Annotated in this window: 28 protein-coding genes; 7 read left to right on the top strand and 21 right to left on the bottom strand. The window is 38.4% G+C overall.

The genetic code is table 11. The features are described 5' to 3' along the window. Positions 1-42: 42 nt before the first annotated feature. Entirely contained in the window at positions 43-411 is a 369-nt protein-coding gene (locus AC4G3K_RS03300; RefSeq protein WP_491132468.1) for a hypothetical protein, read from the bottom strand. Between the two features lie 160 nt (positions 412-571). On the opposite strand from AC4G3K_RS03300, the gene AC4G3K_RS03305 reads away from it, so the two are divergent. Further along, positions 572-1,168: a 5' nucleotidase, NT5C type gene (locus tag AC4G3K_RS03305; protein ID WP_491075861.1), complete on the top strand. Its 597-nt coding sequence runs from the start codon at positions 572-574 to the stop codon at positions 1,166-1,168. Between the two features lie 20 nt (positions 1,169-1,188). Here AC4G3K_RS03305 and AC4G3K_RS03310 read toward each other — a convergent pair whose 3' ends face one another. Genes AC4G3K_RS03310 through AC4G3K_RS03320 form a run of 3 tightly spaced genes read right to left on the bottom strand, consistent with a single transcriptional unit; the run spans position 1,189 to position 3,241 of the window. Beyond that, positions 1,189-1,623, bottom strand: a complete 435-nt coding sequence (locus AC4G3K_RS03310) for a Fur family transcriptional regulator (protein ID WP_491132469.1) — start codon at positions 1,621-1,623, stop codon at positions 1,189-1,191. 13 nt (positions 1,624-1,636) lie between these two features. Then, complete coding sequence (locus AC4G3K_RS03315; protein WP_491075863.1) at positions 1,637-2,470, bottom strand: metal ABC transporter permease; 834 nt, start codon at positions 2,468-2,470, stop codon at positions 1,637-1,639. A gap of 15 nt (positions 2,471-2,485) precedes the next feature. Continuing rightward, positions 2,486-3,241 (bottom strand): metal ABC transporter ATP-binding protein, encoded by a 756-nt coding sequence (locus tag AC4G3K_RS03320; RefSeq protein ID WP_491075864.1) that lies wholly within the window; start codon positions 3,239-3,241, stop codon positions 2,486-2,488. A 147-nt stretch (positions 3,242-3,388) separates the two neighbouring features. Here AC4G3K_RS03320 and AC4G3K_RS03325 point away from each other — a divergent pair, with 147 nt between their 5' ends. After that, on the top strand, positions 3,389-3,646 hold the full coding sequence (locus AC4G3K_RS03325) for a DUF2624 domain-containing protein (RefSeq protein WP_491132470.1): 258 nt from the start codon (positions 3,389-3,391) through the stop codon (positions 3,644-3,646). A 37-nt stretch (positions 3,647-3,683) separates the two neighbouring features. Here the strand turns inward: AC4G3K_RS03325 and AC4G3K_RS03330 are convergent, their stop codons facing one another. Together AC4G3K_RS03330 and AC4G3K_RS03335 are read right to left on the bottom strand one after the other, a co-directional pair. After that, the gene (locus AC4G3K_RS03330) at positions 3,684-4,580 is read right to left on the bottom strand and encodes a deoxyribonuclease IV (RefSeq protein WP_491132471.1); all 897 of its coding nucleotides are present in this window, start codon (positions 4,578-4,580) and stop codon (positions 3,684-3,686) included. Positions 4,581-4,594: 14 nt separating this feature from the next. Next, the gene (locus AC4G3K_RS03335) at positions 4,595-5,890 is read right to left on the bottom strand and encodes a DEAD/DEAH box helicase (protein ID WP_491132472.1); all 1,296 of its coding nucleotides are present in this window, start codon (positions 5,888-5,890) and stop codon (positions 4,595-4,597) included. A 210-nt stretch (positions 5,891-6,100) separates the two neighbouring features. Between AC4G3K_RS03335 and vrrA the strand changes: the two genes are divergently transcribed. Next, the gene (gene vrrA, locus AC4G3K_RS03340) at positions 6,101-6,709 is read left to right on the top strand and encodes a VrrA/YqfQ family protein (RefSeq protein WP_491132473.1); all 609 of its coding nucleotides are present in this window, start codon (positions 6,101-6,103) and stop codon (positions 6,707-6,709) included. A gap of 148 nt (positions 6,710-6,857) precedes the next feature. Beyond that, positions 6,858-7,799, top strand: coding sequence for a 4-hydroxy-3-methylbut-2-enyl diphosphate reductase (locus AC4G3K_RS03345; RefSeq protein WP_491132474.1), 942 nt, complete (start codon positions 6,858-6,860; stop codon positions 7,797-7,799). 727 nt (positions 7,800-8,526) lie between these two features. Here AC4G3K_RS03345 and AC4G3K_RS03350 read toward each other — a convergent pair. Together AC4G3K_RS03350 and AC4G3K_RS03355 are read right to left on the bottom strand one after the other, a co-directional pair. After that, a complete protein-coding gene (locus AC4G3K_RS03350) occupies positions 8,527-9,648 on the bottom strand; it encodes a Nif3-like dinuclear metal center hexameric protein (RefSeq protein WP_491132475.1) in 1,122 nt (373 codons plus the stop codon). Further along, positions 9,648-10,355, bottom strand: coding sequence for a tRNA (adenine(22)-N(1))-methyltransferase (locus AC4G3K_RS03355; protein WP_491075871.1), 708 nt, complete (start codon positions 10,353-10,355; stop codon positions 9,648-9,650). The genes AC4G3K_RS03350 and AC4G3K_RS03355 overlap by 1 nt, the downstream gene beginning before the upstream one ends. A 200-nt stretch (positions 10,356-10,555) precedes the next feature. Between AC4G3K_RS03355 and AC4G3K_RS03360 the strand changes: the two genes are divergently transcribed. The 3 genes from AC4G3K_RS03360 to AC4G3K_RS03370 are packed head-to-tail and all read left to right on the top strand — an operon-like array spanning position 10,556 to position 13,268. Continuing rightward, positions 10,556-11,359 (top strand): GDSL-type esterase/lipase family protein, encoded by an 804-nt coding sequence (locus tag AC4G3K_RS03360; protein ID WP_491132476.1) that lies wholly within the window; start codon positions 10,556-10,558, stop codon positions 11,357-11,359. A 3-nt stretch (positions 11,360-11,362) separates the two neighbouring features. Beyond that, positions 11,363-12,292: an ABC transporter ATP-binding protein gene (locus tag AC4G3K_RS03365; protein ID WP_491132477.1), complete on the top strand. Its 930-nt coding sequence runs from the start codon at positions 11,363-11,365 to the stop codon at positions 12,290-12,292. Beyond that, positions 12,276-13,268, top strand: coding sequence for an ABC transporter permease (locus tag AC4G3K_RS03370; protein WP_491075874.1), 993 nt, complete (start codon positions 12,276-12,278; stop codon positions 13,266-13,268). The genes AC4G3K_RS03365 and AC4G3K_RS03370 overlap by 17 nt, the downstream gene beginning before the upstream one ends. A 39-nt stretch (positions 13,269-13,307) precedes the next feature. Here AC4G3K_RS03370 and cccA read toward each other — a convergent pair whose 3' ends face one another. From cccA to AC4G3K_RS03435, 13 genes are all read right to left on the bottom strand, one after another. Next, the gene (cccA, locus tag AC4G3K_RS03375; RefSeq protein ID WP_491075875.1) at positions 13,308-13,664 is read right to left on the bottom strand and encodes a cytochrome c550; all 357 of its coding nucleotides are present in this window, start codon (positions 13,662-13,664) and stop codon (positions 13,308-13,310) included. Between the two features lie 328 nt (positions 13,665-13,992). Beyond that, positions 13,993-15,126 (bottom strand): RNA polymerase sigma factor RpoD, encoded by a 1,134-nt coding sequence (rpoD, locus tag AC4G3K_RS03380; RefSeq protein ID WP_491075876.1) that lies wholly within the window; start codon positions 15,124-15,126, stop codon positions 13,993-13,995. A gap of 37 nt (positions 15,127-15,163) precedes the next feature. Further along, positions 15,164-16,981 carry a DNA primase gene (gene dnaG / locus AC4G3K_RS03385; protein WP_491132478.1) on the bottom strand — a complete coding sequence of 606 codons (1,818 nt, stop codon included), beginning with the start codon at positions 16,979-16,981 and terminating at the stop codon, positions 15,164-15,166. A 41-nt stretch (positions 16,982-17,022) separates the two neighbouring features. After that, positions 17,023-17,514, bottom strand: a complete 492-nt coding sequence (locus AC4G3K_RS03390) for a YaiI/YqxD family protein (protein WP_491132479.1) — start codon at positions 17,512-17,514, stop codon at positions 17,023-17,025. Between the two features lie 244 nt (positions 17,515-17,758). Continuing rightward, a complete protein-coding gene (locus AC4G3K_RS03395) occupies positions 17,759-18,565 on the bottom strand; it encodes a pyruvate, water dikinase regulatory protein (protein WP_491075880.1) in 807 nt (268 codons plus the stop codon). Between the two features lie 44 nt (positions 18,566-18,609). Further along, complete coding sequence (gene ccpN, locus AC4G3K_RS03400) at positions 18,610-19,245, bottom strand: transcriptional regulator CcpN (protein WP_491075881.1); 636 nt, start codon at positions 19,243-19,245, stop codon at positions 18,610-18,612. Between the two features lie 141 nt (positions 19,246-19,386). Then, positions 19,387-20,769: a glycine--tRNA ligase gene (locus tag AC4G3K_RS03405; protein WP_491075882.1), complete on the bottom strand. Its 1,383-nt coding sequence runs from the start codon at positions 20,767-20,769 to the stop codon at positions 19,387-19,389. Positions 20,770-21,063: 294 nt separating this feature from the next. Further along, positions 21,064-21,816, bottom strand: coding sequence for a DNA repair protein RecO (recO, locus tag AC4G3K_RS03410; RefSeq protein ID WP_491075883.1), 753 nt, complete (start codon positions 21,814-21,816; stop codon positions 21,064-21,066). 30 nt (positions 21,817-21,846) lie between these two features. After that, positions 21,847-21,990 (bottom strand): YqzL family protein, encoded by a 144-nt coding sequence (locus tag AC4G3K_RS03415; protein WP_491075884.1) that lies wholly within the window; start codon positions 21,988-21,990, stop codon positions 21,847-21,849. A gap of 356 nt (positions 21,991-22,346) precedes the next feature. Then, complete coding sequence (gene era / locus AC4G3K_RS03420) at positions 22,347-23,267, bottom strand: GTPase Era (RefSeq protein WP_491132480.1); 921 nt, start codon at positions 23,265-23,267, stop codon at positions 22,347-22,349. A 324-nt stretch (positions 23,268-23,591) separates the two neighbouring features. Beyond that, the gene (locus tag AC4G3K_RS03425; protein ID WP_491075886.1) at positions 23,592-23,975 is read right to left on the bottom strand and encodes a diacylglycerol kinase family protein; all 384 of its coding nucleotides are present in this window, start codon (positions 23,973-23,975) and stop codon (positions 23,592-23,594) included. Continuing rightward, on the bottom strand, positions 23,959-24,429 hold the full coding sequence (gene ybeY / locus AC4G3K_RS03430) for an rRNA maturation RNase YbeY (RefSeq protein WP_491075887.1): 471 nt from the start codon (positions 24,427-24,429) through the stop codon (positions 23,959-23,961). The genes AC4G3K_RS03425 and ybeY overlap by 17 nt, the downstream gene beginning before the upstream one ends. Positions 24,430-24,443: 14 nt before the next feature. Then, positions 24,444-26,588, bottom strand: a complete 2,145-nt coding sequence (locus AC4G3K_RS03435; RefSeq protein ID WP_491132481.1) for an HD family phosphohydrolase — start codon at positions 26,586-26,588, stop codon at positions 24,444-24,446. Positions 26,589-26,732: the final 144 nt, after the last annotated feature.

Below are 26,732 nucleotides of genomic sequence, written 5' to 3' on the forward strand. Positions count from 1 at the left end.
AGGAGCTGGTCAGAACCAGCTCCTTTTATTATGCTCACCCTGTTAGAAAAAGGGATATACCAATAAACCCGCAATAACTGAAAATACACCAATAACAATGGCTGCGATACCCATAATCCGCGATTCAGTTTTTGTCGCAAAGATTCCTACAATAATCCCGCCTGTCCCAAAAATGACTGGCAGTATAAAGAGTGAGGCAATTGATAAGCCTAACGCCAATATACCAAAGCCATTTAAAGCAGAAGTAGCAATACTGCCATCTTTTTTGTGAATATGGCGGTATTTGGCAGGATCAATAAATTCAGCTGAAGCTTCCTCGTTAGAGTTGAGTTTCTGAAAAGCTTGTTCATTACGGCCATTCATTGTATTTCTTTGAATTTTAGCATTCGTATGTCTTTTTGATGTTGACATTCAATAATCTCCGCCTTCCTATAATGGAGCCTTTATAGTGTACTCCATTGGCCATGAACTCATGAGCAGGGATTGTTTCATGAATCTACAAAATTTAGAAAAGCAATTTGTCGCTTTTTGATGTAAACTACAGTCAAATATATTTTGGAGGAAATGCTTAATGTCTAATCCCAAACGATTTGGAATCGATATTGACGGGACGATTACAAGTCCGGATTCCATACTTCCCTATATCAACAAAGCCTTTCGACTGCAGCTTACATTAGAGGATATTAATCAATATGAATTATACCCATTTGTGAATGTACCGGAGAAAGAATTCGATCAATGGTTTCAAAAACACGAGCCCATCATTTATTCGGAATCTCCTATAGCCAAGCATGCAAAACAGGTTTTACAGGAGTGGAAAGATGTATTTGAATTGTACTTTATCAGTGCCAGAAATGAAACCTTATTACCCGTCACGAAACAATGGTTTAGTGAAAATGATCTGCTTTACCACCATATTGAATTAATTGGCACACATAATAAGATTGCAACCGTAAAAAAACATCAGATTGATCTGTTCTTCGAGGATAAACACGATAACGCTGTTGGCATTGCAGAAGAATGCAAAATTCCGGTCATCTTATTTGATACACCTTATAATCGAAAGGCCACACCGAAGAATGTCGTCCGTGTAGGTGACTGGAGAGAAGCCTCTCAATGGGTAAATGCATGGGTTAAGGAAATCAGTAATAAAAAGGAGCCATTCTAATCAGAATGGCTCTCTCTCTTTTACGATGGATGTACATTTTCTTGTAAACAGCAATCTGGACATTTTCCATATATTTCAAATTTATGACCTGAAATATCATATCCTTTAAAGTCCTCTGTAATTTTTTCCATAGGACATGCATCTACATTACGGGTCTCCCCACATACCATACAGATGAAATGATGATGGTGATGACTACCAATGCATGCAAAACGAAATCTTTTTTCGCCTGAGAGTTCAGTCGTTTCCAGAATTCCCAAGTTTGCATACAATGATAAGTTCCGGTAAATCGTATCGTAGCTCATACCCGGGTATGAGCTTTTCAACTGTTCAAGGACTTCTTTGGCTGTTAAATAACGATTGCTCTTCGAAAAGAGTTTCAGCATATCTTCACGCTTTTCAGTGTATTTGTAGCCTCTATCTTTCAAAAGTTGCATTGCTTCTTTAACATCCATTTATGATACCTCCTTACGCTGTCATTCTCCATTTTTTCATTAAAATCGTGATTAAAAGAATGATAATTGCCAATACAACGATTGTACCACCGGGAGCCAGATTTAAATAATAAGATGTAAATAATCCTCCTATTACGGCCAGTTCTCCAAACAGAATGGAAATAAAAATGGTTTGTTTAAAGCCCTTTGCTACTTTGAGAGCAGCAGCAACCGGTAAGGTCATTAATGAAGAAACAAGCAGCACACCCACTATTCTCATTGAAATAGCAATAACCAAAGCCACGAGAACGATAAAAATAAAGTGAATGGCTTTAGCCGGGATTCCGGAAGTTTTGGCATGCTCTTCATCAAAGGATAAAAGAAATAATTCTTTATATAGCAATATAACGATTGCGATAACAGCAATACTGATTGCCAAAACAATCCATAAATCTGTTCGGCTTACTGCGCTGACACTCCCAAATAAATAGCCGAATAAATCTGTTGTAAACCCATTTGCGAGTGAAATAAAAATCGCTCCCAAACCCACTCCTCCGGAAAGAATGATTGGAATGGCAAGTTCCTGATAATGCTTGTATACGGAACGGAGTCGTTCTATAAAAAGTGATCCCGTTACCGAGAAAGCCATCCCCATATATAAAGGATTTAATGAACTAAGCGCAGGCACTTCCTTACTTAGTAGCAAACTGAACGCAATTCCAGTCAAGGTTACATGGCTAAGGGCATCTGCAATTAAAGAAAGTTTTCGCACTACAATAAATACACCCAACAGCGGAGCAATAACCCCGATGACAATCCCCGCAAGGAAGGCGTTTTGCAGAAATTCATATTGAAACATTGATAACATACTACTTCCTCCAAATTAATGGTCATGTGTTAATGTATAAACATCATGGCCATAAAAAGCTGACATATCCTTATCATCCAAATGTTCATATTCACATGTATTCCCATGAAAATGTATTTGTTTATTTAAACAAGCAATGTGAGTGACCTTTTCCGTAACGGTCCCTGTATCGTGAGTGACGAGAATAAGCGTCAATCCAAGGTTACGGTTTAAATCGTATAGCAGGTCATAAAAATTAGAGACATTCTTTACATCTACACCAACTGTAGGCTCATCCAGTATTAACAAGGAAGGATCACTGACCAGTGCCCTTGCAATGAATACCCGTTGTTGCTGCCCGCCTGATAATTCTCCAATGGGCCTTTTGATGAAACTCTGCATTCCCACTTCTGTGAGCGCTTTTACCACTTTTTGACGATGAGTTTTGTTATAGAAGCGAAAAAGTCCTATTTTTTTTGTTAGCCCGCTTGCCACTACTTCTTCCACTGTAGCAGGGAAACCGCTGTTAAAGGAGTTCGCCTTTTGTGACACATAACCAATTTTCTCCCATTTTTTAAATTTGCTTATTTTCTCACCGAATAAGAAAATTTCGCCTTGCTGTATTTTATTTAATCCGAGCATCAGTTTTAGCAATGTGGATTTGCCAGAGCCATTCGGTCCGACAATAGCGAGGAAATCTCCATCCTTTACGGATAAATTTATATCCTCCAATACGTTTTCTCTCTCATATTTATAACTGACATGTTCTATTTTAATTAAGTCATTATTCATACTCGGCCACCTGTTAATAAGAATGATTACGATTTATCTCATGTAGTATACAGGACAGATTCAGTAAAGTAAACATATTTACTTAATATTGTATTATTTAGTTCATTTCTTTCTTGTCTTTTCATATGGTAAAAACGGGGTGGTAATTTGAAGCTATTTGAAAGCATTGTCAACTTAAAGATCAATCGTATCACTGCCAGTGAATTGCTTAAGTTTGCAGGGCAGCATGGTTTGACTTTATCAAAAACGGAAGCTGAAGATATAACCAAACTAATCCGCGGGAAATCCATTAATATTTTTGATCAGAGTGAACGAAAACAGCTCTTGGGAGAAATCGAAAAAATCACCAGTGCTAAGAAGGCCCAGCAAATCGAGAAATTATTCGATAATATGACCGGAATTTAAAGAGGAAGCAGTACAATTGTACTGCTTCCCACTCTCATTATACCATTTGCCCAAGCATGGAAGTTTGAAAATCTACCCAGACTCCATCTCTTAGCATATCAATTTCATATTTATACGGTGCCTTTTTGTTCGTTTTATCCGTTCCAACAAATGGAGTCTCCAATATTTTGGGTACAGATGTTAATTGCGGATGATGTACAATGTAATGGAGAGGTTGAAAACCAATCTTTCCATATCCGATATTTTCATGCCGGTCTTTTTTCATCCCACATTCGTTTTTACTGTCATTAATATGCAGCACTTTAATACGGTCTACTCCGACTGTTTTATCAAAATGGTTTAAAACGCCATCAAAATCATTCACAATATCATATCCCGCATCATGTGTATGACAAGTATCAAAGCAAACACTCAGCCTATCATTATGTGTAACACCATCGATAATCATCGCTAATTCTTCAAAACTTCTACCACACTCTGAGCCCTTTCCTGCCATCGTTTCCAATGCGATTTGGACTTTTTGATCAGGGGTAATCACTTCGTTTAATCCTTCGATGATCTTTTTAATACCTATTTCTGAACCTTCCCCAACATGTGCACCTGGATGCAAGACAATTTGGTAGGCTCCCAAAGCTTCCGTTCGTTCGATTTCCGAACGAAGAAAATCGACACCTAATTGGAAAGTAGCGGGATTTACTGCGTTACCAATATTGATAATATACGGAGCATGGACAACGATATCGCTCATCCCATTTTCCTCCATATGCAATAGACCGGCCGCAATATTCAAATCCTCAATTTTCTTTCTTCTTGTGTTTTGAGGAGCGCCTGTATAAATCATAAATGTATTGGCACCATAAGAAGCCGCTTCTTCACTTGCACCTAAAAGCATTTTCTTCCCGCTCATGGAAACATGTGATCCGATTTTAAGCATCCATCTGACCCCTTTTATTTTTTCTTTATGCGTCTTTCTCTCTTTTTAATTTTTTCTACTTCAGCTTTCACTTTCTTTTTATAGCCAGGTTTTACTTTACGCAAATGCTTCGAAAATTTGCCATATTTTTTTACCTCGCCGGCTGCTTTGGGTTGATTTTTACGTTTTTTACGCTTATTGCGATCATCAATTTCAACCCATTCGCCTTTTACTACGTCATGGTTGCTGAATGTTACTCCCATGGATTCAAGTTTATTTAGAGCTTGGTCATCCTTCTCTTCATAAAGGGTAACAGCTACTCCGGACATTCCTGCACGCGCTGTACGACCGCAGCGATGAATATAGAAATCCAAATCTTGAGGAAGTTCATAATTAATCACATGGCTTACACCTTCAATATCAATTCCTCTTGCTGCTAAGTCTGTTGCTACAACATATTGATATTTAAGCGCATTGATTTCCTTCATAACTCTTTTTCTTTCTCTAGCCGGCAGGTTACCATGTATTCTGCCTACTTGCATTCCTTTGTCAAGCAAGGCATCTGCCAGCTGATCTGCGTTTTGCTTTGTATTCGCAAAAATAAGCACAAGGAACGGATTTTGAAGTTCAACAATTGATTTAACCAATTGAACCTTGTCACGGTGTCTAACAGGAACTAGAATATGCTCTAATTTTGCTACAGACACTTTTGTAGGATCAACATGGATATGTTTTGGATTATTCATATACTTTTTCAAGAATGGCTGAAGTTTTTCTGGAATGGTAGCAGAAAATACAAGCATTTGCAGCTCAGGCGCCATTTTTGAAGCAATTTGATCCACATCTTCCATAAATCCTAAATCGATCATTAAATCAGCTTCATCAACTACTAAAATATCGGCGGAAAAGACGTTTAATGCATTTTCTCCCGATAGATCTTTAATACGTCCAGGTGTACCGATTACAAGCTGCGGTTGAACAGTAAGTTTGTCGATTGAACGCTGTTTATCTGTTCCACCTACATAGCTTTTTATATGAATTTGTTTATTTTCAGGAAAATGCTCATTCAAAGATACAGCAGCTTTATAAATTTGGGCTGCTAATTCTCTTGTCGGTGCTGTAATTACAGCCTGTACTTCCATCTTTTCATGATTGATTCTTGCCATGATTGGCACTAAAAAAGAATGGGTTTTTCCAGTACCTGTTTGTGACTGACCTATAATACTCTTACCGCTGAATACAGCTGGAATAACTCTTTCCTGTATGATTGTCGGCTCCTTAAATCCTACCTTCTCAACAGCTTCCAATACATATTCGGGTAACTTAAACATTTTAAATGAACTCATTTTTTACCAACTTTCTGACATGCTTACACGCTTTTTAGCAACTATCCTTCTCATATTACCTTATGTGAAGGACTAATAACAAGTTTTTGTGGATTAAAAGCCTATTCTTTCATATATTCGCACTTTACCGTCCCTGCCTGACATATTCTATTATGTGACACTAAACAAGAGACAATATAGAAAGGAGGGAAACATATGCCACCCATGAGGCCACCAATTTTTGGACCGCCACGAGGACACGGTTTTATCAGAGGTTCAGCACCTCAATTTAATACTAGAGGATTTTTCGGTCCACCTATGCCCCGAGGAGGGATTCCTTTCAGAGCAGTAAATGCACCCAAGCAAGGCGGAGGATTTCTGGCGTCTTTGTTTGGGAGAGGTGGAGGTTCCGGCTTGGCACAGGGTGCCAGCACAGCTGCTAAAGCAGCGAGCGGAGGTTCTACTTTGACAAATTTCATGAACAGTACGCAAAAGGTATTAGCGGCCGGTGAACGAGTTGTACCAATGGTTCGCCAGGTTCAGCAATATGGACCACTTATCAAAAATTTACCATCCATGTGGAAAATTTATCGTCAATTAAATTCAAATACCACTGAAGATCAAGCAGAAGAACCTTTCAATCAGGTTGAATCAAGCATTTTGGAGTCAACCGACCCTATAGAGAATTCAGCCTCCGTTAAAAGCTCTAATCAGGAAAATGATGAATCCAGCGAATTAGACTTATCACACGAACTTCCTGAAAGCACATCAATAAAACCGAAAGCCCCTACTGTGAAACCATCTGTGCCAAAACTTTTTATATAAACGTTCAGCGCCCCTAAAAAAGGAGCGCTTTTTTACATAGGAGATTTCCTGATGATTTCTTTTTGTAAGTTTTAAAGTCCTCGCTTATAATATAAGAAACACTCCATCTGTCAAACAGACAAGGAGCAAGGAGGCTTTTTTTAAATCAATGAAAGTAGTTAAAATTTCCCCAAGAGGATATTGTTACGGCGTTGTGGATGCGATGGTTATCGCAAGAAATGCCGCTTTAGATAAAACTTTGCCCCGCCCTATTTATATTTTGGGCATGATTGTCCATAATCAGCATGTTACAGAAGCATTTGAACAAGAAGGGATTATTACGCTTGACGGCAGAGACCGTAAAGAAATCATTGAGAAGGTTGATTCCGGCACCGTCATCTTTACTGCACATGGTATATCTCCTGAAGTAAGAGAAATCGCGAAACAAAAGGGCCTTGTAACGATTGACGCAACCTGCCCGGACGTTACGGCTACTCATAATTTAATTGAAGAAAAAGAAAAAGAGGGCTATGATATCATTTATATCGGCAAGAAAGGACATCCCGAGCCTGAAGGCGCTGTTGGCGTAGCTCCCGACATTGTGCATCTCATTGAGTCCAAACAAGATATCGATGATCTTACCATTAATAACGAGAAAATCATTGTGACCAATCAAACGACCATGAGTCAATGGGATGTTGCAGACTTAATAGAAGAAGTGAAGAAAAAATACCCTGCAGCTGAAATCCATAAAGAAATTTGTATGGCTACTCAAGTACGTCAAGAAGCTGTAGCTGAGCAGGCAAAAGATTTGGATGTTCTGATTGTGGTTGGGGATCCCAAGAGCAATAACTCCAACAGATTAGCACAGGTATCTGAAGAAATCGCCCATACTAAAGCCTATCGGATTGCTGATGTCAGTGAGTTAGAAATAGACTGGATCAAGGATGCTCAAGTAGTCGGTGTAACAGCAGGTGCTTCCACACCCACTCCTATTACTAAAGAAGTCATTGCATTTTTGGATCAATTCGATCCTGCTGACCCATCAACATGGGCAACTGAAAAGAAAGTACCTCTTTCCAAAATATTGCCTAAAGTAAAAGTGAAATAAAGATTATTTGGGAAAAGATTATGAAATGAAAAGAGTTTAAAAAAGTTGCCAGCAGACCAGCAGGCAACTTTTTTTGACTCTTATTTTATTAATGGAGAATTCGGTTTTGTTAATCCAGCTTCAGGGCCTAGGAGCTCAGGACATAAGCATAGCCTCTACGGGAAGGGAAGAATACCTCCCCTCCGTGTCTCTGTCTTATGCTCCTCGTTTCTGGGCAAGACCCTTCAGCTTTTTATTTAATCCAGCTTCGACGGCTAGAAGCTCAGGACATAAGCATGACCTCTGCAGGAGGAAAGAACACCTCCCCTCCGAGCCTCTGTCTTATGCTCCTCGCGGGCCAACAGGATGTTGGTCATGAAGACGTTGTCACACGATGTGGCGTTCTTAGTCTTCGTTCCTTAATACAGCCGTCTCAGCTTTTTCCCAATCTAGCTTCAGGGCCTAGGAGCTCAGGACATAAGCATGACCTCTGCAGGAGGAAAGAACACCTCCTTCCGAGCCCCTGTCTTATGCTCCTCGCGGGCCAACAGAATGTTGGTCATGAAGACGTTGCCACACGATGTGGCGTTCTTAGTCTTCGTTCCTTAATACAGCCGTCTCAGCTTTTTCCCAATCTAGCTTCAGGGCCTAGGAGCTCAGGACATAAGCAAAGCCACTGCGGGGGAAGTTCATCCCCTACGTGCCTTTGTCTTATGCTCCTCGCTCCTGACCAAGGCCCTTCAGCTTTTTAAATTACCTCGAATGGGTTTGTATCAACTTTGGATGGGATGAATTCTATTTCAAAGCCAGAATCTTTGCATAGGGCTGCCATCTTATTTGAAACGCCCTGCTTCATAATTTTTTCTGCATTATGACCAGGATCAATGATATTCATGCCTTCCTGCTTAAAATCAACCGCTGTATGATAATAAATATCACCGGTAATAAAGACATCTGCACCGGCAAATTGTGCTGTTCTGACAAATTTATCACCATCTCCGCCTAGCACAGCCACCTTTTCCACTGAGGCATCGAGATCTCCCACGACGCGAACTGAAGCCACATCCAGTGCCTGTTTGACATACTCTGCATATTCTCTTAAAGACATAGCCTCTGAGATAGTACCAACTCGACCTAGCCCAAATTCCTTACCTGTCTTGTTTTCAAGAGTATACAAATCGTAAGCGACTTCTTCATATGGATGAGCTTTCAGCATTGCTTTCACTACTTTGGTTACAGTAGGTTCCGGTACAATAACTTCTATCTTCACTTCTTCTACATGTTCAAATTCTCCTGAGGATCCAATATACGGATCCGCCTCTTGATCAGGCTTAAATCTACCTGTACCTGACAATGTAAAACTGCAATGGCTGTAATTGCCCAAATTGCCCGCACCCGCTCGTCCTAATGCTTCACGCACTTCAGATTCAGCTGAAGTAGGTGCATATACAGCTAGTTTGTAAAGTTTTTCTCGATGAGTCCCCTTCAAAATAGAAGTATTCTCAAGTCCCAACGCATCGGCCAGCATATCATTGACGCCGCCCTCCGCAATGTCAAGATTCGTATGCGCTGCATAAAGAGCAATATCATTTTTAATTAATTTTTCAATTGTTCTTCCAGCCGGCTGATCAGGGGTGATTTTTTTTAATGGGCGAAAAATCAACGGATGATGTGCAATAATTAAATCCACACCTTTATGTACAGCTTCATCCACCACTTCTTCGGTTACATCCAGTGCCACCATAACTTTCTTTACTTTCTTGCTAAGACTGCCGACCTGCAACCCGATTGGGTCTCCTTCTTCAGCTAAATATTTAGGGGAATAGCCTTCAAAAAGCTGGATGACTTCATAACCATTTGGTGTTTTCATTATTGAAGCGCCTCCTCTACCAACTCTATTGATTTTTGAATTTCTTCTTTCTTTTCCTGAGTCTTTTCGTTTTCACTGGACTCTATTTGTTTCAAAATCTTATTCCAATGCTTTAACTCCATTGTCCACTTTTTCATAAAGATTGAATTCTTTTCTTTTAATAAAAATGGCCCCATTAATTCTGCTGCTTCAAAAGGCAATCCTCGGTAAGACTTCAATGGCTCTCCTTTTTCAGCTACTAAAATTTCATATATTTTTCCGTCCTCTTCCAGGATTTCTTCCGCTTTCAATTCCCACCCCTCGGCTATCAGCCATTTTCGTATAAACTGAGCTCCAATATTGGGTTGTAGAATTAACGTCTCTCTCCCTGATAGTTTAGATTTTCCATTTTCTAAAATACTTGTTATTAAAGAACCGCCCATTCCGCATATCGTAATAGCTGTTACTTCTCCAGGAGATATAACTTCCAGACCATTTCCTTTACGAACAGATATAGAGTCTTCTAGCTGAGATTCCCTCACTTGGCTTAATGCAGATTGAAAAGGACCTTCCACTACTTCTCCTGCAATGGCTTTTTGTACGATTCCTTCTTTAACTGCATAACAAGGCAAATAGGCATGATCAGATCCTATATCAGCCAAAACACTGCCCTTTGGGACATAGGAGGTTACTCGCGTTAATCTTTTTGATAATTTATCTACATTCATTACTTCATACTCCACTCTTAATAGGAATTCATTTATTACCTTAGTATAAAAAAACTCATCCCCTAATGCAAAGGACTTTCTTCAGTATACATTTTTCAGCCAAATTTCTCCTCCTTGTCACAATATTTTGGTTTAATAGAGATAGGAACGTGAAAACTGAAACTAGATCAACTCTAAACTATAGTAAAGCAGGTGGATAAATGAAAAAAAAGTGGATAACCGTCACAATTCTTGTCATTAGTTTACTGACAACGTTTCTATTACTCGCTGGCTTTATTCAGGGTACCAGAGCAGTTATAAATCCAAAGGAGATTAATCAATATAAAATGGAAAAAGAGAAAGAGCCGCTCACTAAAAAAGATACCGAAAAATTGTCTATTGTAGCTCTGGGCGATTCTTTAACTCGCGGAGTTGGCGATGATAGTGGCGATGGCTATGTAAAAAGATTAACCGCCAGATTAACAGGGGACTATGATCAGAAGATTAGTTTGTCCAACCTCTCGGTCAGCGGAGCTAAAACAACCGATTTACTAACCATTCTTAATACTTCAGGTACCAAGCATACAGTTAAGAACGCTGATTTAGTAGTTATGACAATCGGAGGAAATGATCTCTTTCCCGGTGTTGAAACATTAACGACTAACCTAACTGAATATACACCAGATACAAATACTTTTATTAATAATAGCAAGAAAATTATCGAGATAATCCGCTCTTATAATACGGATGTACCCATCTATTGGATCAGTCTGTACAATCCCTTTGAAGAATTTAAGGAATTAGGGGATACCTCAAAATTTGTTATTGATTGGAACCACCAATTGCAAACACTGGCTACTCAATACCCGGAATTACATATCATTCCGGTATTTGACTTATTTCAGGGACAAGGAAAAAACTTTTTGTACACGGATCATTTCCATCCTAATAAAAAAGGCTACGAAGCTATATCAGAACGTTTAATCCAGTCCATAGCAAGTCAACAACAGTTGGGAGGGGATTGATATATGAGTCAACCTGTATTGAAAGTCGATCATTTAACCAAAGTCATTAAAGGTAATCACCTTGTTGAAGATATCAGCTTTGAAGTGGATCATGGAGAGGTTTTTGGTTTTTTAGGGCCAAACGGTGCGGGTAAGACAACTACCATCCGAATGCTTGTCGGTTTAATTAAACCAACACGAGGGACCATTACAATTGGAGGTTACAACCTACGAACATCATTTAAGAAAGCTATGCGCCAGGTAGGCTCCATTGTTGAAAATCCGGAACTCTATACGTATCTGACAGGCTGGGAAAACCTAAAACAGTTTGCCCGTATGCTCGGAGATGTCCCTGATAACAGAATCGAGGATATTATCCGGCAGGTAAATCTTGAAAGCAGAATACATGACAAAGTTAAAACCTATTCCCTTGGAATGAAGCAGCGCCTTGGAATCGCACAGGCCTTACTTGGAAATCCACAATTATTGATACTGGATGAACCTACTAACGGACTTGATCCAGCAGGAATTCGTGAATTACGTGAGTTTGTTCGAAACTTGGTACAAACAAAGGAAATTAGTGTATTTATTTCCAGTCACTTATTAAGCGAAATTCAATTAATGTGTGACCGAGTAGCGATTATCAATACTGGTAAAATGATTACCATCTCAAGCGTTAGCGATTTACTTGACCATTCCAGAGACAGAGTTGAGTGGAGGGTTACACCCCTTGAAAAAGCATTCGAATTATTAAAAACGAAAGAACATATTCATGATTTGCAAATAAAAGATGATTTAGTAGTCTGCAGCTTACCAGCGGATTTTATCAGTACATATAATCGATTTTTAAACGAAAATGGGATTAATGTACATTCCGTATATGAAAAAACGTTAACCTTAGAGGATCTATTTATGGAGCTGACAGGGGGGAACAACCATGATAGAGTTCGGTAAACTCGTATTTAATGAAGCAGAAAAAATAATTAAAAAGCGGCGTATTGCGGTCATCATCTTAATCCTGCTTGTTCTAATTCCAATTTTCCTCTATGCGCAAAATCAACAGACAAAAGAAACCGAGAAACGGATGGGAACCGATGACTGGCGAGTTGTTCTTCAGCAGAGAATTGTCGAAGGTCAGAATCGCCTAAGCAGTACCGGGATATCTGAGGAATGGAAGCATTATTTAAGTATCCAGGTTAAACAGCAGCAATACTATTTAGAACATGATATCAATCCCAGCTCTCCGGGAGCTCCCACGTTTGTAAGAGAATTTTTGAAACAGGGGATTGGCATGTTTATACCTTTACTCGTCATGATTATAGCGATTGATATAATCAGTGGGGAGCGCAGTGACGGTACAATAAAATTATTGCTGACTCGGCCTGTGAAAAGGTGGAAGATTCTTTTAAGTAAATATGTTACACTTTTGTTATTTATTTCATTAATCGTCTTAATTGTTATTGCCCTATCTTATTTTTTGGCTGGGATATTCTTTAGTTTCTCAGGTTGGAAATTACCAATTGCAACGGGGTTCGAATATGTTAATGGCAATTTAATCACCGATTCAATCCGACTTATACCACAATGGCAATATATTTTAATGTCAGCAGGACTAGTGTGGTATGTCAGCGTGATCGTCGGAACAATTGCTTTTATGGTCTCTATACTGATTCGTAACACGCCGGGAGGTATGGGCGTAATGTTTGCCTCCCTCATAGCAGGGGCTATTTTAAAAGGATTTGCGACAGCCTGGGACGGAGCAAAATATATTTACAGTGTGAATCTGGAATTGATCGACTATCTTTCAGGCAGTATGCCTATGATTGATGGGATGACATTGCCTTTCTCCCTTTCCATTTTAGCCTTATGGGGACTTGGAGCTCTTCTTATTTCCTTTATCGTGTTTACAAGACAGGATATGCTTAGCTGATACATAGAAAAACCCATTGCTTAGGCAATGGGTTTATTCCTATTTTAAGCCTGCTATAAAATCGACCATATCGTCGACCTTATCTTCCGGTACAAGTCCGCCAGGCATCATTCCTTTACCGTTCTCGATACGATCTTTAATGTGTTCTTTGTCCGTTACCCCTATTAATTTAGGACCAGCTGCACCTTCATAATTACCGCCATGGCACGAAGCACATTGTTGCTTATAAATATCTTCCGGTTTATCAGAACTTGCTGTTTCTTCTGTTTTTCCGCCGCCTTCTTTTTCTTTAGCCATTTTATCAGCATCCCCAAGACCTTTAAGTGATAAGAAAAAGACTAGTGTAATACCCAGTACCATAATTAAAATATATGGCATAAATGCATTGTTTTTCATAGTAGTTCCCCTCCCCTATGTAAGTACTAATTTAACCATCATCTTACATTTACCCTTCTTCATTTTACTGTAAAAACCAATTTTGGAAAAGTTATAACTTTTATTTTCTTCAATTTTTTCCTTACTTTATACAGTTCAGACCCAAAATTCGCGATAATTCATCCAATCCGTAAGTTTTAGTTTTTCTTTCATGCTCAAGTAAATCATTTTTTTATTTCCTAAATATGTACCCTATTCTTTGTCTTTTTCTAAAATACATTTAATATAAAAACAGCTTCACCCCAGATACCTGGGTGAAGCTGTTTTTTTAAACTATTTATGGTATATTCTATTCTAAGAAATCCTTAAGACGCTTACTGCGGCTCGGATGACGCAATTTACGCAAAGCTTTCGCTTCAATTTGTCGAATTCGCTCACGTGTTACACCAAATACTTTCCCTACCTCTTCTAACGTACGGGTTCTGCCATCATCCAACCCAAAACGTAATCGAAGTACATTTTCTTCACGGTCTGTTAAAGTATCTAATACATCTTCCAGCTGTTCTTTTAATAATTCATATGCTGCATGATCAGAAGGAGATGTAGCGTCTTGATCTTCAATAAAATCACCCAGGTGAGAATCATCTTCTTCACCAATTGGCGTTTCCAAGGATACAGGTTCTTGAGCAATTTTAAGAATTTCACGGACTTTTTCCGGTGTTAAATCCATCTCTTCAGCTATCTCTTCGGGAGATGGTTCACGTCCCAAATCCTGAAGGAGTTGTCTTTGGACACGGATTAGTTTATTAATGGTTTCTACCATATGCACAGGAATACGGATGGTTCTGGCTTGGTCAGCAATGGCACGAGTGATAGCTTGTCTGATCCACCACGTTGCATACGTACTGAATTTAAACCCTTTACGATGATCAAACTTCTCAACTGCTTTAATTAATCCCATGTTCCCTTCCTGAATCAGATCAAGGAACAACATGCCGCGGCCTACGTATCTTTTAGCGATACTGACAACTAGACGAAGGTTTGCTTCAGCCAGACGTCTTTTTGCTTCTTCATCGCCTTCTTCAATACGCTCTGCCAAGACAATCTCTTCTTCTGCCGATAATAAATCAACACGGCCGATTTCTTTCAGGTACATGCGTACAGGATCGTTAATTTTTACACCTGGAGGAACGCTTAAATCGTTCAAGTCAAACTCTTCTTCTTTTTCGAGTTCCTGAGTTCCAGGGTTATCATCATCACTTTCATTTACTATATCAATACCCTGCTCACCAAGATATTCATAAAATTCATCCATTTGTTCTGAATCAAGTACGAAACTGGAAAGCCTTTCTGCTACATCCTCATAAGTTAGCCTGCTGCGTTTCTTCCCAAGCTCTGTAATAAATTCTTTCACCTGGTCTAATGTCATTTCTGTGTTGCTTTCTACTTCTTTTTCTTTGGAACGTGCTGACTTTTCAGCCATTTGTTCCCCTCCTTCTCAATCCACTTCTTATTTCACATCATAAAGAATTTCTTAACGAAATGAGCTCGATACCCAATTCAACAGCACGTTTTGTGTCCTGTCTTCTTGTAGCCTCGAGTTGTTCCGCCTCCTTTTCTTTAATGATTAGCATTTTTTGATATCTGTTAATTTGGTGGATATAATCATATAGTTCCTGTTCGCTCGGATCGTGATTATAAGTCATCATTTCAATTTCTGTTACAATCTTACGCAAATTCGGATCTGGTAGGAAATGAAGAAACAAACTTGTATCCGCTTCATAATCTTCCTCATAAAAAGCGAATAAATACGTAATGATTGCCTGGTGATCATCCACAACCATTTGATTTTCTCCAAGTAATTTTTGAATACGAAATGCAAGATCACGATCATGAAGCATTAAGGCAAGCAATGTTTCCTCCGCTTTTATATAAGCAGGTTTCATCCGATTGTCTTTACGCATGGTTGGTAATGTTTGCTTTTGAGCATTCGGATTGGGAGAGTTTTTTGCCTTTTTATTATATTTACCCACTTTGCTCTGTTGATTAAGCAAAGAATCAAGAGAAAGTGTAAAATCAGTAGCAATTTGCCTTAGATAGAATTCCCTTTCCACTTCACTATCAAGTTTTGCAGTTTCACGAAGGACAAGATCGATATAGTCCATCTTATCCCCTTCGTTTGCAAAGTTTTTCCCTCTTTTATGGTATATCATTTTAAAAGAGATATACGTATGTGCGGCCCCTATTATATCATTTTGGAATTTTTCCTCTCCAAATTCCCTGATATAGTCATCGGGATCATATCCATTTGGCATGATTGCGATTTTTACCTGACAGCCGCTTTCCCGGATCAAATCAGCTGTTTTATTTGCTGCCTCTATTCCTGGTGCATCCGAATCATAACAAACAATAATGGTATCTGTACTTCGTTTAAGCAATTGGAGATGCTGTTCAGTTAAGGCCGTTCCCATTGTTGCTACACCGTTATGAACACCTGCACGATCGGCAGATATACAATCAGCGAATCCTTCAAACAAGATTGCTGCCTCTTTCTTTCGTATAAAGGGACGAGCAAGATGATAGTTGTATACTATTTTGCTCTTGTTAAAAAGAGGTGTCTCGGGACTATTTAAATACTTTGGTTCATCTCCGGCTGCAAGAGCCCTTCCAGAAAAAGCGATTGTTTTACCTTGCCTATCAAAGATTGGAAACATAATTCTGTTTCTAAATCGATCAAAATATTTTTGTCCGTCTTCCTTTTTGACCAGCAAACCTGCTTTTTCCATGCGCTCGATAGAGAAGTTTCGCTTCTTTAGGAAATTATGCACATAATCCCAGGAATCGAGTGAATAACCTATTTGGAACTTTTCTATTGATTCCATCGTAAATCCGCGGCTCAACAGATATTCAAGAGCTTCCTGACCCTGTTTTGTATTTACGAGCAAATGGTGGTAAAATTTCCTTAAAAGCTCATGCGCTTCCTTCATATCATCCAGTTCATGGCGAGGCTTTGTCCCATCCGGAGATTCATTTTCATGTACATCCAGAGGTATACCAGCCCTCTCAGCCAAACTTTTTGCAGCTTCTGTGAAGGAATATCCTTCTATGTCCATTAAAAATGTAAAGACATTCCCTCCGGCACCACACCCAAAGCAATGGAAGATTTGCTTATCTGGGGCTACAGAAAATGATGGACTGTTTTCATTATGAAATGGACATAGACCAAAGTAATTTCGACCTTGTTTTTTTAACTGAACATATTCACCAACGATATCAGCGATATCATTTTTAGTGCGAATTTCGTTCACTGTTTCATCTGGAATTAATTGGTTTTTCAAGTTTTAGCACCTATTTCATAATAAGCATGAATAACTTAATTCTATATCGGTCCCTGAAATCCTTCAATTTTCGACAATATTTTTTTTAATGTTTCCGAAAACTTCATTTTATCCGGTTTTTTTAGTTTTTTTGGTCCTTTATCATATTTACCAGATCTTCTTGCTTTAGCATTCAGGTGCCGGGTTTCAAGAAATGAATCAATTTCGTTTTCTGTTATCTCTATTCCCCTTGAAGTTAAAACATAAGCATACTTAGCAAGACATCCTGCTGCCAGTCCTATATCTTCAGTAATAACAATATCATGCCGCTTTAAATGATTTAATATATATAAATCCGCTGCATCTCTTCCCGGTTCTACCCACTTCCAGGTAACATCAGGATAACGATCTGTAGTATTTGTATAGGCTGCCACAAAGTTAATCTCAACTTCATATGGTTCGCATACGCTCAAAACCTCTTCTTTAACCGGGCAGGCATCCGCATCTACAAAAACCGTTAAACGACTCTTCTTTTGTATTTCTACATCTCTCATCTTAATCCTTCTTTTTTCTAGACTGATTATACGTTTGTCGAATTATTTTTTTTAGGACTTCTTGACTTTTTGTTATTTAAAAGCTTATTCTAGTTTATTCCTTAATAAATAACTCTAAACCTGATGAAAGGTATTTTATCACAATTTTTTATTATAGAATAAATCTTGTCAAATTGCTACACTTTTCACTCGCATAACGGAATTTATATTTCTCATGTAAAAAACATGCTTCCGCATGCTCTTTTTATCGCTGTTTATTAATGATATTCACGATAATATTTGCTGTTTCTTCGACTGCCTTATTGGTCACATCAATGATCGGGCAATTTAGCTTTTTAACGATTGATTCAAAGTATGCTAATTCTTCTTTTATGCGATCCAGATTCGCGTATACCGCACTATCGTTCAGTCCTAAAGACTTTAAACGCTCTTTTCTTATATTGTTCAATTTTTCACTGCTAATTTGTAACCCAATGCATTTATTAGGGTTTATCTGAAATAGTTCTTCCGGAGGTTCAACTTCTGGGACAAGCGGGACATTAGCCACCTTAAATCGCTTATGTGCCAAAAATTGAGATAAAGGAGTTTTTGAGGTTCTTGACACACCTAATAGCACAATATCAGCCTTGATAATTCCCTTTGGATCTCTTCCATCATCATATTTTACAGCAAACTCAATCGCCTCTACTCGCTTAAAATAATTTTCATCTAACTTCCTTACCAGTCCAGGTTCATTTAACGCTTGCTCGCCAAACTTATTTTCAAGTGTATCAATAAAAGGACCGATGATATCAAAAGCAACTACATTTTTTTCTATCGATTTTTTAGCCATATACTCTCGGATTTCCGGCTTTACCAAAGTATAAGCTATGGCTGCATTATCCATTTCCGCCAAGTTTACAACCTCATCAATCGTAGAAATATCTTCCACAAATGGAATTCGTTTAAGCGTTATATTTAAAGTACTAAATTGACTCACTGCAGCCTTTGTCACAAGGTCAGCTGTTTCTCCCACTGAATCCGAAACCACGTATATGATAGATTGATTCATTGTCTCCTCCAATAATGAATAATTTCTCTTTAATCTAAAATTGGTTAATGATCGTCTCGAGCCAAACCAACAAACGCCTTTGTAATGTTTGTTTTGGTTAATCTCCCTATGACTTCAAAACCCTTTGGACTTTTTTTGACAACCGGAAGGGCATCTATTTGCTTATCAATTAACTTCTCAGCCACATCAATTAGCAAATCTTCTTTCGTACATACTGTAATATTAGGCATCCGTGTCATAATAATATGTACTGGTATACTGCTTAATTCCTGTTGACCAAGACTAGCTCTTAACAAGTCTTTTCTGGAAAGTACACCTACTAGGAGCGATTCTTTATCCACTACAAATAATGTACCCACATCTTCCAAAAACATTGTGCATATCGCATCATACACAGATACCCCTTCACTGATGACTATCGGAATTGATTGATAATCTCCAACGAATAGTTTTTTCAGATTATCAGTTAGCAGCTGTGTTTCCGTCCTGCCTGTATAGAAATATCCCACACGCGGTCTGGCATCCAAATAACCGGCCATTGTCAGAATCGCTAAGTCCGGGCGTAAGGTTGCACGTGTTAAATTTAATTGATCAGCAATATGCTCGCCTGTAATAGGTCCGTTATCCTTAACAATTTGGAGGATTTGTTCTTGTCTTTTGCTTAGTTCGATCTTACTCACCACCCTAAAGTGCCCTTATACAGAATTATAATATAAAGTTTATTATAAACTATTTATCCATGAAGTGTAATAAATCATATTAATTTAAAATAGCCTGCCCAATAAGTGAACACTGCATTCCCTCATTGAGCAAGCTTTAGATTAAAATTTAATTTTTGATTGTAAAAAGGCTGGAAGTTCTTCGATACTGATACGCGTTTGCTCCATCGTATCACGGTCACGTACGGTTACTTGGTTATCCTCTACTGAATCAAAATCATATGTGATACAGAAAGGTGTACCAATCTCATCATGACGGCGGTAACGTTTCCCAATGGAACCAGCTTCATCATAGTCCACCATGAAATCCTCAGAGAGTTTGGCAAAGACCTCTTTTGCTCCTTCAGAAAGCTTTTTGGATAACGGAAGAACGGCAGCTTTAAATGGTGCCAAAGCCGGGTGAAGATGCATAACTGTACGGGATGTACCATCTTCAAGCTGTTCTTCTTCATAGGCATCAATTAAATAAGCCAATGTTACCCGGTCCGCTCCCAAAGAAGGCTCTATGCAATAAGGAATATATTTTTCATTCGTTTCAGGATCCAAATAATTGAAGTCTTCTCCTGAATACTCCATATGTCGCTTTAAATCGAAGTCCGTACGGGATGCAATGCCCCAAAGCTCTCCCCAACCAAATGGGAATTTATATTCAAAGTCAGTCGTTGCATTGCTGTAATGAGAAAGTTCTTCCTCTTCATGGTCACGAAGTCGGAAATTTTCTTTTTTCATTCCTAATGATAGCAACCATTTTTCTGCGTAATCTTTCCAATATTGGAACCATTCCAATTCAGAACCTGGTTTACAGAAAAACTCCAATTCCATTTGTTCAAATTCACGAGTACGGAAAGTAAAATTCCCTGGTGTAATTTCATTACGGAAGCTCTTACCAACTTGGGCAATTCCAAAAGGTAATTTCTTTCTCATTGTACGTTGTACATTCTTAAAGTTAACAAAAATACCTTGCGCCGTTTCTGGACGGAGAAAAATTTCATTTGTACTGGATTCAGTTACACCTTGGAATGTTTTGAACATAAGATTAAATTGTCTAATTTCCGTAAAATCCTTTGCTCCGCAATCAGGACACGCAATATCATTCTCTTGGATTAGTTCTTGCATTTTGTCAAAAGATAATCCATCAACAATCATTTCTGTGCCCTTAGCCTGCAAAGCATCCTCTATCAATTTATCCGCACGATGACGAGCTTTACATTTCTTACAATCAATCATCGGATCATTAAAGTTTCCAATATGACCGGAAGCCTCCCACGTACGCGGATTCATTAAAATAGCAGAATCAAGACCCACATTGTATGGAGATTCTTGAATAAACTTTTTCCACCATGCTTTTTTAATATTATTTTTTACTTCTACTCCAAGAGGACCGTAATCCCAAGTATTCGCAAGACCTCCATAGATCTCGGAGCCAGGGAAAATGAATCCTCTATGTTTTGCGTGCGACACAATTTGATCCATTGATACTGTCATATCCTTATCTCTCCTTTATACAAATTAAAAAACTCCCATCCCTATGCTATTGAAGCATAGGGACGAGAGTTTACCCGCGGTTCCACCCTATTTGCCGGATTTCCGGCCACTTTGCAATGTGTTACTCCAGACTGCCTTCTTTGGTTGATATGTTCCGGCTTACACCATCCCCAGACTCGCTTAGCATATCTTAATCCAAATACTACTTTCCTTCACAGTAACTACATATTAATTTATCTCACATTCTATACAATAACGACCTTCATTGTCAATACAATCACCTAAAGTATATGTTTAAATATTTCCTCTGAATTTATTCATTTGGTTTATAAAACGCTTGGCTTTTAATTCAACACCTAAATATTCACCATAGTAATTATCAAGGACATTCCTGATTTCTTGTTTGGTCTCATCTTTTAACGAAATCGTACCAAGTCGATTTAAATCCATATAAAATAAAACTCGCAAAATCCGAGCAACAGCCGGTGATATCTTGATTTTATAAGGATCGATATGATCACATCTATGACACAAAAGGCCACCTTCTTTTACAGAAAAGGAGAATGTTCCATCTTGTGCCCCGCAATTTACACAACGGTTTAATTCAGGAGCAAATCCAAAAACGTTCAACATTTTCAGTTCAACTATATTCATGATAATTTCTGGATCGTATTCTTCATTAATATAGTGGAGCGATAGATAAAAAAGGTCATACAAAGATGAATGAGGTTTTCTCTCTTCTGTTCCTTTATCCAGTAATTCAGCAATAAATGCTGCATAAGCAGTTAAGAATATATCCTCACGAATCGAACGGAAAGAATCAATAGTTTCCGCCTGTTGTAATTGACCCAGTCCACGGCTTCCTAAAAATAAATATGTACCATAATGGAACACCTGAGTGACGGCTGAAAAGCGACTGTTTGGCTTTTTCGCTCCTCTTGCCATCACCCCGATTTTCCCAAACTCTCTGGTATACAACGTAATAATTTTATTTGTCTCACCATAATCAGTACTGCGAATGACTATTCCTTCGCATTTTGTCAGCACGTCACTCACTCCAATATGACGGCAAGTTTATTAATTTATAGGGATTTCTACTTCTTTGTATTCCTCTTTAATCACTTCAGATTGACCTTCATCCTGTCTTTCAAGTTCCTTAAAAAGAAGATAAGTATCCACACTGCCGGTCTGTCTAAAAACATTCCAGGTAAAGTTAATCATACTTATACCACCTTTCGTTGATAGAGACTTCTTTCGTCTCTTATCTACGATTAGTTTCACCAACCCGAATAAAATCATGTGATTAAATATTTACTAATTTGATTTCCCCTCATTGCCGAATAAAATTATTTTTTTCACATACAGCCTACAGGATGTAGGTCATGGAGACGTTGCCACACTATTGTGGCGCATTTAGTCTTCGTTCCTTGAAGCAAGGCCATCCTGCCCTTTATGCAATTGAGCTTCGACTCCTAGCTCCTCGAGGTCATAAGTGTAGCCACTGCGGGAGGGAAGATCACCACCTCCCTACGTGCCTCCTCTTATGCTTGTCGGAGCTGAACAGTCGTCTCAGCATCTTAATAATCATCTTCCCTAAATCCGATATCTCTTAGATGGGAGGCTTTGTTTCTCCAGTCTTTTTGGACTTTTACCCATAGTTCGAGGAATACTTTTGAGCCGAGAAGATTTTCGATGTCGGTGCGTGCGCGTTGTCCGATTTCTTTAAGCATTGCACCTTTTTTGCCAATAATGATTCCTTTTTGAGAATCACGTTCGACAATAACGGTTGCCATAATGTGAACGGTTTCCGATCTTTCTTTACGCTCAATTTTATCGATCATAACTGCTAAGGAATGAGGTACTTCTTCTCTTGTTAGATGCAGTGCTTTTTCACGAATCATTTCAGAAATAATGAATCGCTCGGGATGATCCGTTACTTGATCAGCTGGATAATAGTGGGGTCCCTCTGGTAAATAAGCATTTATTTGCTTTAATAATGTTTCTATGTTATTTCCCTCGAGAGCGGAAATTGGTACAATTTCTGCAAAGTCATAATTTTCTTTATACGAATCAATAATTTTAAATAATTCATCTGGATGAATGAGATCAATTTTGTTAATAACAAGGAAAACAGGTGTTTTATAGGATTTTAACTTTTCAATAATAAATTCCTCACCGCGTCCGAAACCTTCTTCCGCATTTACCATAAAGAGGATGGCGTCAACTTCCTGCAAGGCGTTAGAAGCCACCTTCATCATAAAATCACCAAGCTTATGCTTTGGTTTATGAATTCCGGGTGTATCAATAAATACGATTTGACTGTCATTCGTTGTCAATACCCCTTGAACTTTATTGCGCGTGGTTTGAGGCTTATCACTCATAATCGCAATTTTTTGTCCAATGACCTGATTGATAAAGGTTGATTTCCCTACATTCGGTCTCCCTATTATAGAGACAAATCCTGATTTAAATTGTTGATTATTGGTTGTATTAGTCATGTAAATCCTCCGGTGTAAAGGCTTCAGGTAGCGCTCCTTGAACTGTCGTTTCCACTGTATACTTTTTATGGTTATTAAATAACAGGCATATCATCTGCCAAGCGAAAACGGAAGTTCTGTATCAGCCACTACCGCCAATTATTTTTTATTTGATTATCCATGAGAAAAAGCCGAAAAGCTGCGGTATCTTGAAATAAAATCCCAGCCCCATCAAAAGAGTAACAACTGGTTTAAAATGGATATACCGTGCATATTCTGTTTCACACACTCTTTTTACTCATACATTAAAACCTGATTATCCATATATTACTTTCTCTTCTTCATTTAAACAAGCATGCTCCAAATCTTTGGCAAAAAAATAACGAGGCCAATGATAGCAGAAAATATAGCATACACCAATACCGCTCCGGCGGCTAAATCCTTTGCTTTTTTTGCGAGAGGATGATACTCTCCTGTCACAAGGTCAACCACCTTTTCGATAGCTGTATTAATAAGTTCGAGTACCAGCATACCAGCAATCGCCATGAGCACAAATAACCATTCTATCTGACTAATTGAGAAGTAAAAAGCCGCTATACAAACGATGATAGCGGCAGCCAGATGGAACTTGAAATTAGCTTCTTTTTTTGCTCCATATAAAACACCCTGCCAGGCATAAGAAAAACTTTTAAAAAAACGATATGTTGTTTTCTTATCTTGAGAGCCCATACTGATCCAATAATTCTTTTTGTCGTGTAAACATTACTTTTTCGTCTTCCTCATTCATATGGTCATATCCTAGCAAGTGAAGAAATCCGTGGATCGCTAAAAACCCAAGTTCCCGTTCATATGAGTGGCCATACTCATCAGCCTGCTCCTTTGTACGGTCAATCGAAATAATAATGTCTCCAAGGACTGCTGGTACGTCCTGGCCTTTGATTTCGATTTCTCCCTCTCCCATTTCCTCCATCGCAAATGAAATAACATCAGTCGGAGCATCTTTTTGACGATATTCTTTATTAATTTCATGGATACGTTCGTTACCTACAAATGTTACAGAGACTTCACTGCCCTCTTTCACCTTTTCCTGAATGGCTGCAAAGTCAAGCAGTTTTGTGACAAGCTCTTGTTGTTCCGCAGTTACTTGTTCCGTTTCATCTAAAATATCAATAGTTAAAATCAATTCATTCACCTGCTTTATTCTTTTTCTAATTCTGGATATTCAATCCGGTTATGAAAAATGCCAGCTAACGTTTCGCACAATGACTGGCTAACCTTTTCCAGTTCTTTAAACGTTAAATCGCATTCATTTAACTGTCCATCATTCAGTCTATCAGCAATTATTGACTTTACAAGCTTTTCGATTGTCGCTTGCGTAGGAGATTTCAGCGATCGTACAGCCGCCTCCACACTATCAGCAATCCCAATAATAGCTGCTTCTTTCGTTTTGGCTTTTGGCCCCGGATATCTAAAATTCTCTTCCTTAACCTCTGTGCCTGCCTCGCTTGCTTTATAATAAAAGTACTTTAACAAGGTTGTCCCATGATGTTGCTCTACAATATCTACAATCTCTTTTGGAAGCTTATATTTTTCAACCATTTTCGCGCCATCTTTTACATGAGATACAATGATCTTTGTACTTTTCTCTGGTGTCAAGTGATCATGTGGATTCTCGATGTTGATTTGATTCTCGATAAAATAATAAGGTCTTTTTGTTTTTCCTACATCGTGGTAATAACAACCAACCCGCGCAAGTAATCCGTTGGCACCAACCGCTTCACAAGCTGCCTCTGCCAAATTAGCCACCATGACACTATGATGATATGTTCCTGGCGCCTCCGTCAATAACTTTCGTAAAAGTGGATGATTTGGATTTGATAACTCAATCATTCTAATAGAAGAGAATATACCAAATCCTGTTTCAATAAAAGGGAGAATACCAATCGTAAATACTGCTGATGTTACTCCTGAAGCAATCGCCGCTACAGGTATCATGATATAATTAATACCGCTTCCACCAATCCAAATCAGACCTAAAACGACGACCAAATTAATGAGTGCATTAACCATACCAGCTCTTAATATACTGGTACGCTCTACTCCTTGTTTTAAAAGAAGGATTCCCGATATACCGCTTACAAGAATATAAATTCCCATAGTCACATTAACGGTTCCGGCCAATTCCTCCTTAAACATAATGCTGCCGACAACAGAAAGTACAACCGTTATTCCCACAGCATGGCGTTCTCTCATTAATATTGTTACAAGCATCGCCGACATCGCGGCCGGAAAGAAGTAAGCATTTGATTCATGGCTTAATCCAACAAATATATCGATTGTTTTCATTAATAGCAGCGCCAGCAGATAAACCATACTGAAGATAAATAGATTATCCCGATGGTCAATATGATCAGATTTCCTGATCGTATCTCCAAACATTAAATAGACGCCAGTAAAAATAACTATTATAACGGCTGCTAATCCAACATAAGGGAGAAGAGAATCTTCACTATTCAGAAGACCTACCAGCTTTAATTGGCGATAGACTTCTGTATCAATTAAATATCCTTCCTCGACAATAATCTGCCCTTGAAGAATTCTGATTGGTTCAACAGATTCACTTGCATTTTCCCTTGCTTTTTCCGTTGACTCAGGATCAAAAAACACATTTTGAATGATTGCATATCTTCCTAAATCAATGGAGGCTGATTTTAATTTAGCCGGAAGACTTGTGTATTTGATTCCTTCTTCGACTTTCTTTTTCGCATTTTCGACTTCATTTCCCCTAATGCCATCTTTCATCATTTCATTGATACTCGTGATGGTGATATCCTTAGCAATGGATAAATCAGATAAGTTGGACCCCAGTAGATTAATCAAGGTTTCATCTGATAGATCTTTATTGACATTATCTCCTAATTTCTCTCTCAAATCAGATACATATTCCGTAGGCTTGGATAGTGTAAGTGCTGTATCTTCCTTACCTTGCTTCACCTCTTGATTTTTTAAACCGGCGCTAACCACACTCTCTGCAGAAGTGTAAATATCATTAACTAATTTGACTCTTTTTTTCACATATTCTTTATTTACCGTATAAACATCTTCAACGCTATTTATAGCTTTTTGCCGTTTTTCTTTCGTTTCAACAGGATCTTCTATTGTTTTTGGAGACCTAATGGTCGTTTCAGCTACATTATAGAGCTCGACATTCAGTTTTTCCGGTTTAACGCTGCCAAATAAAAAAACAAAAGAAACGAGCGCCATTAATAGAAGCATGCTAACTTGTAATACTGGCTTAGATACAAAATTTTTGACAGGACTGCTTATGTTTTTAAAATTCATACGTTCCCCTTTCTCAGCGGAGAATATTTTATATGTATAATTTTCAAACACTTTATGTAATAATAACAGGTTTCACCGTACGTTTCACTCTGAATTATATAATTAGAAAGGTAAATAATGAAAAAGCCACAGCTAATCTGTGGC

Source organism: Bacillus sp. z26 (genome assembly GCF_058313635.1).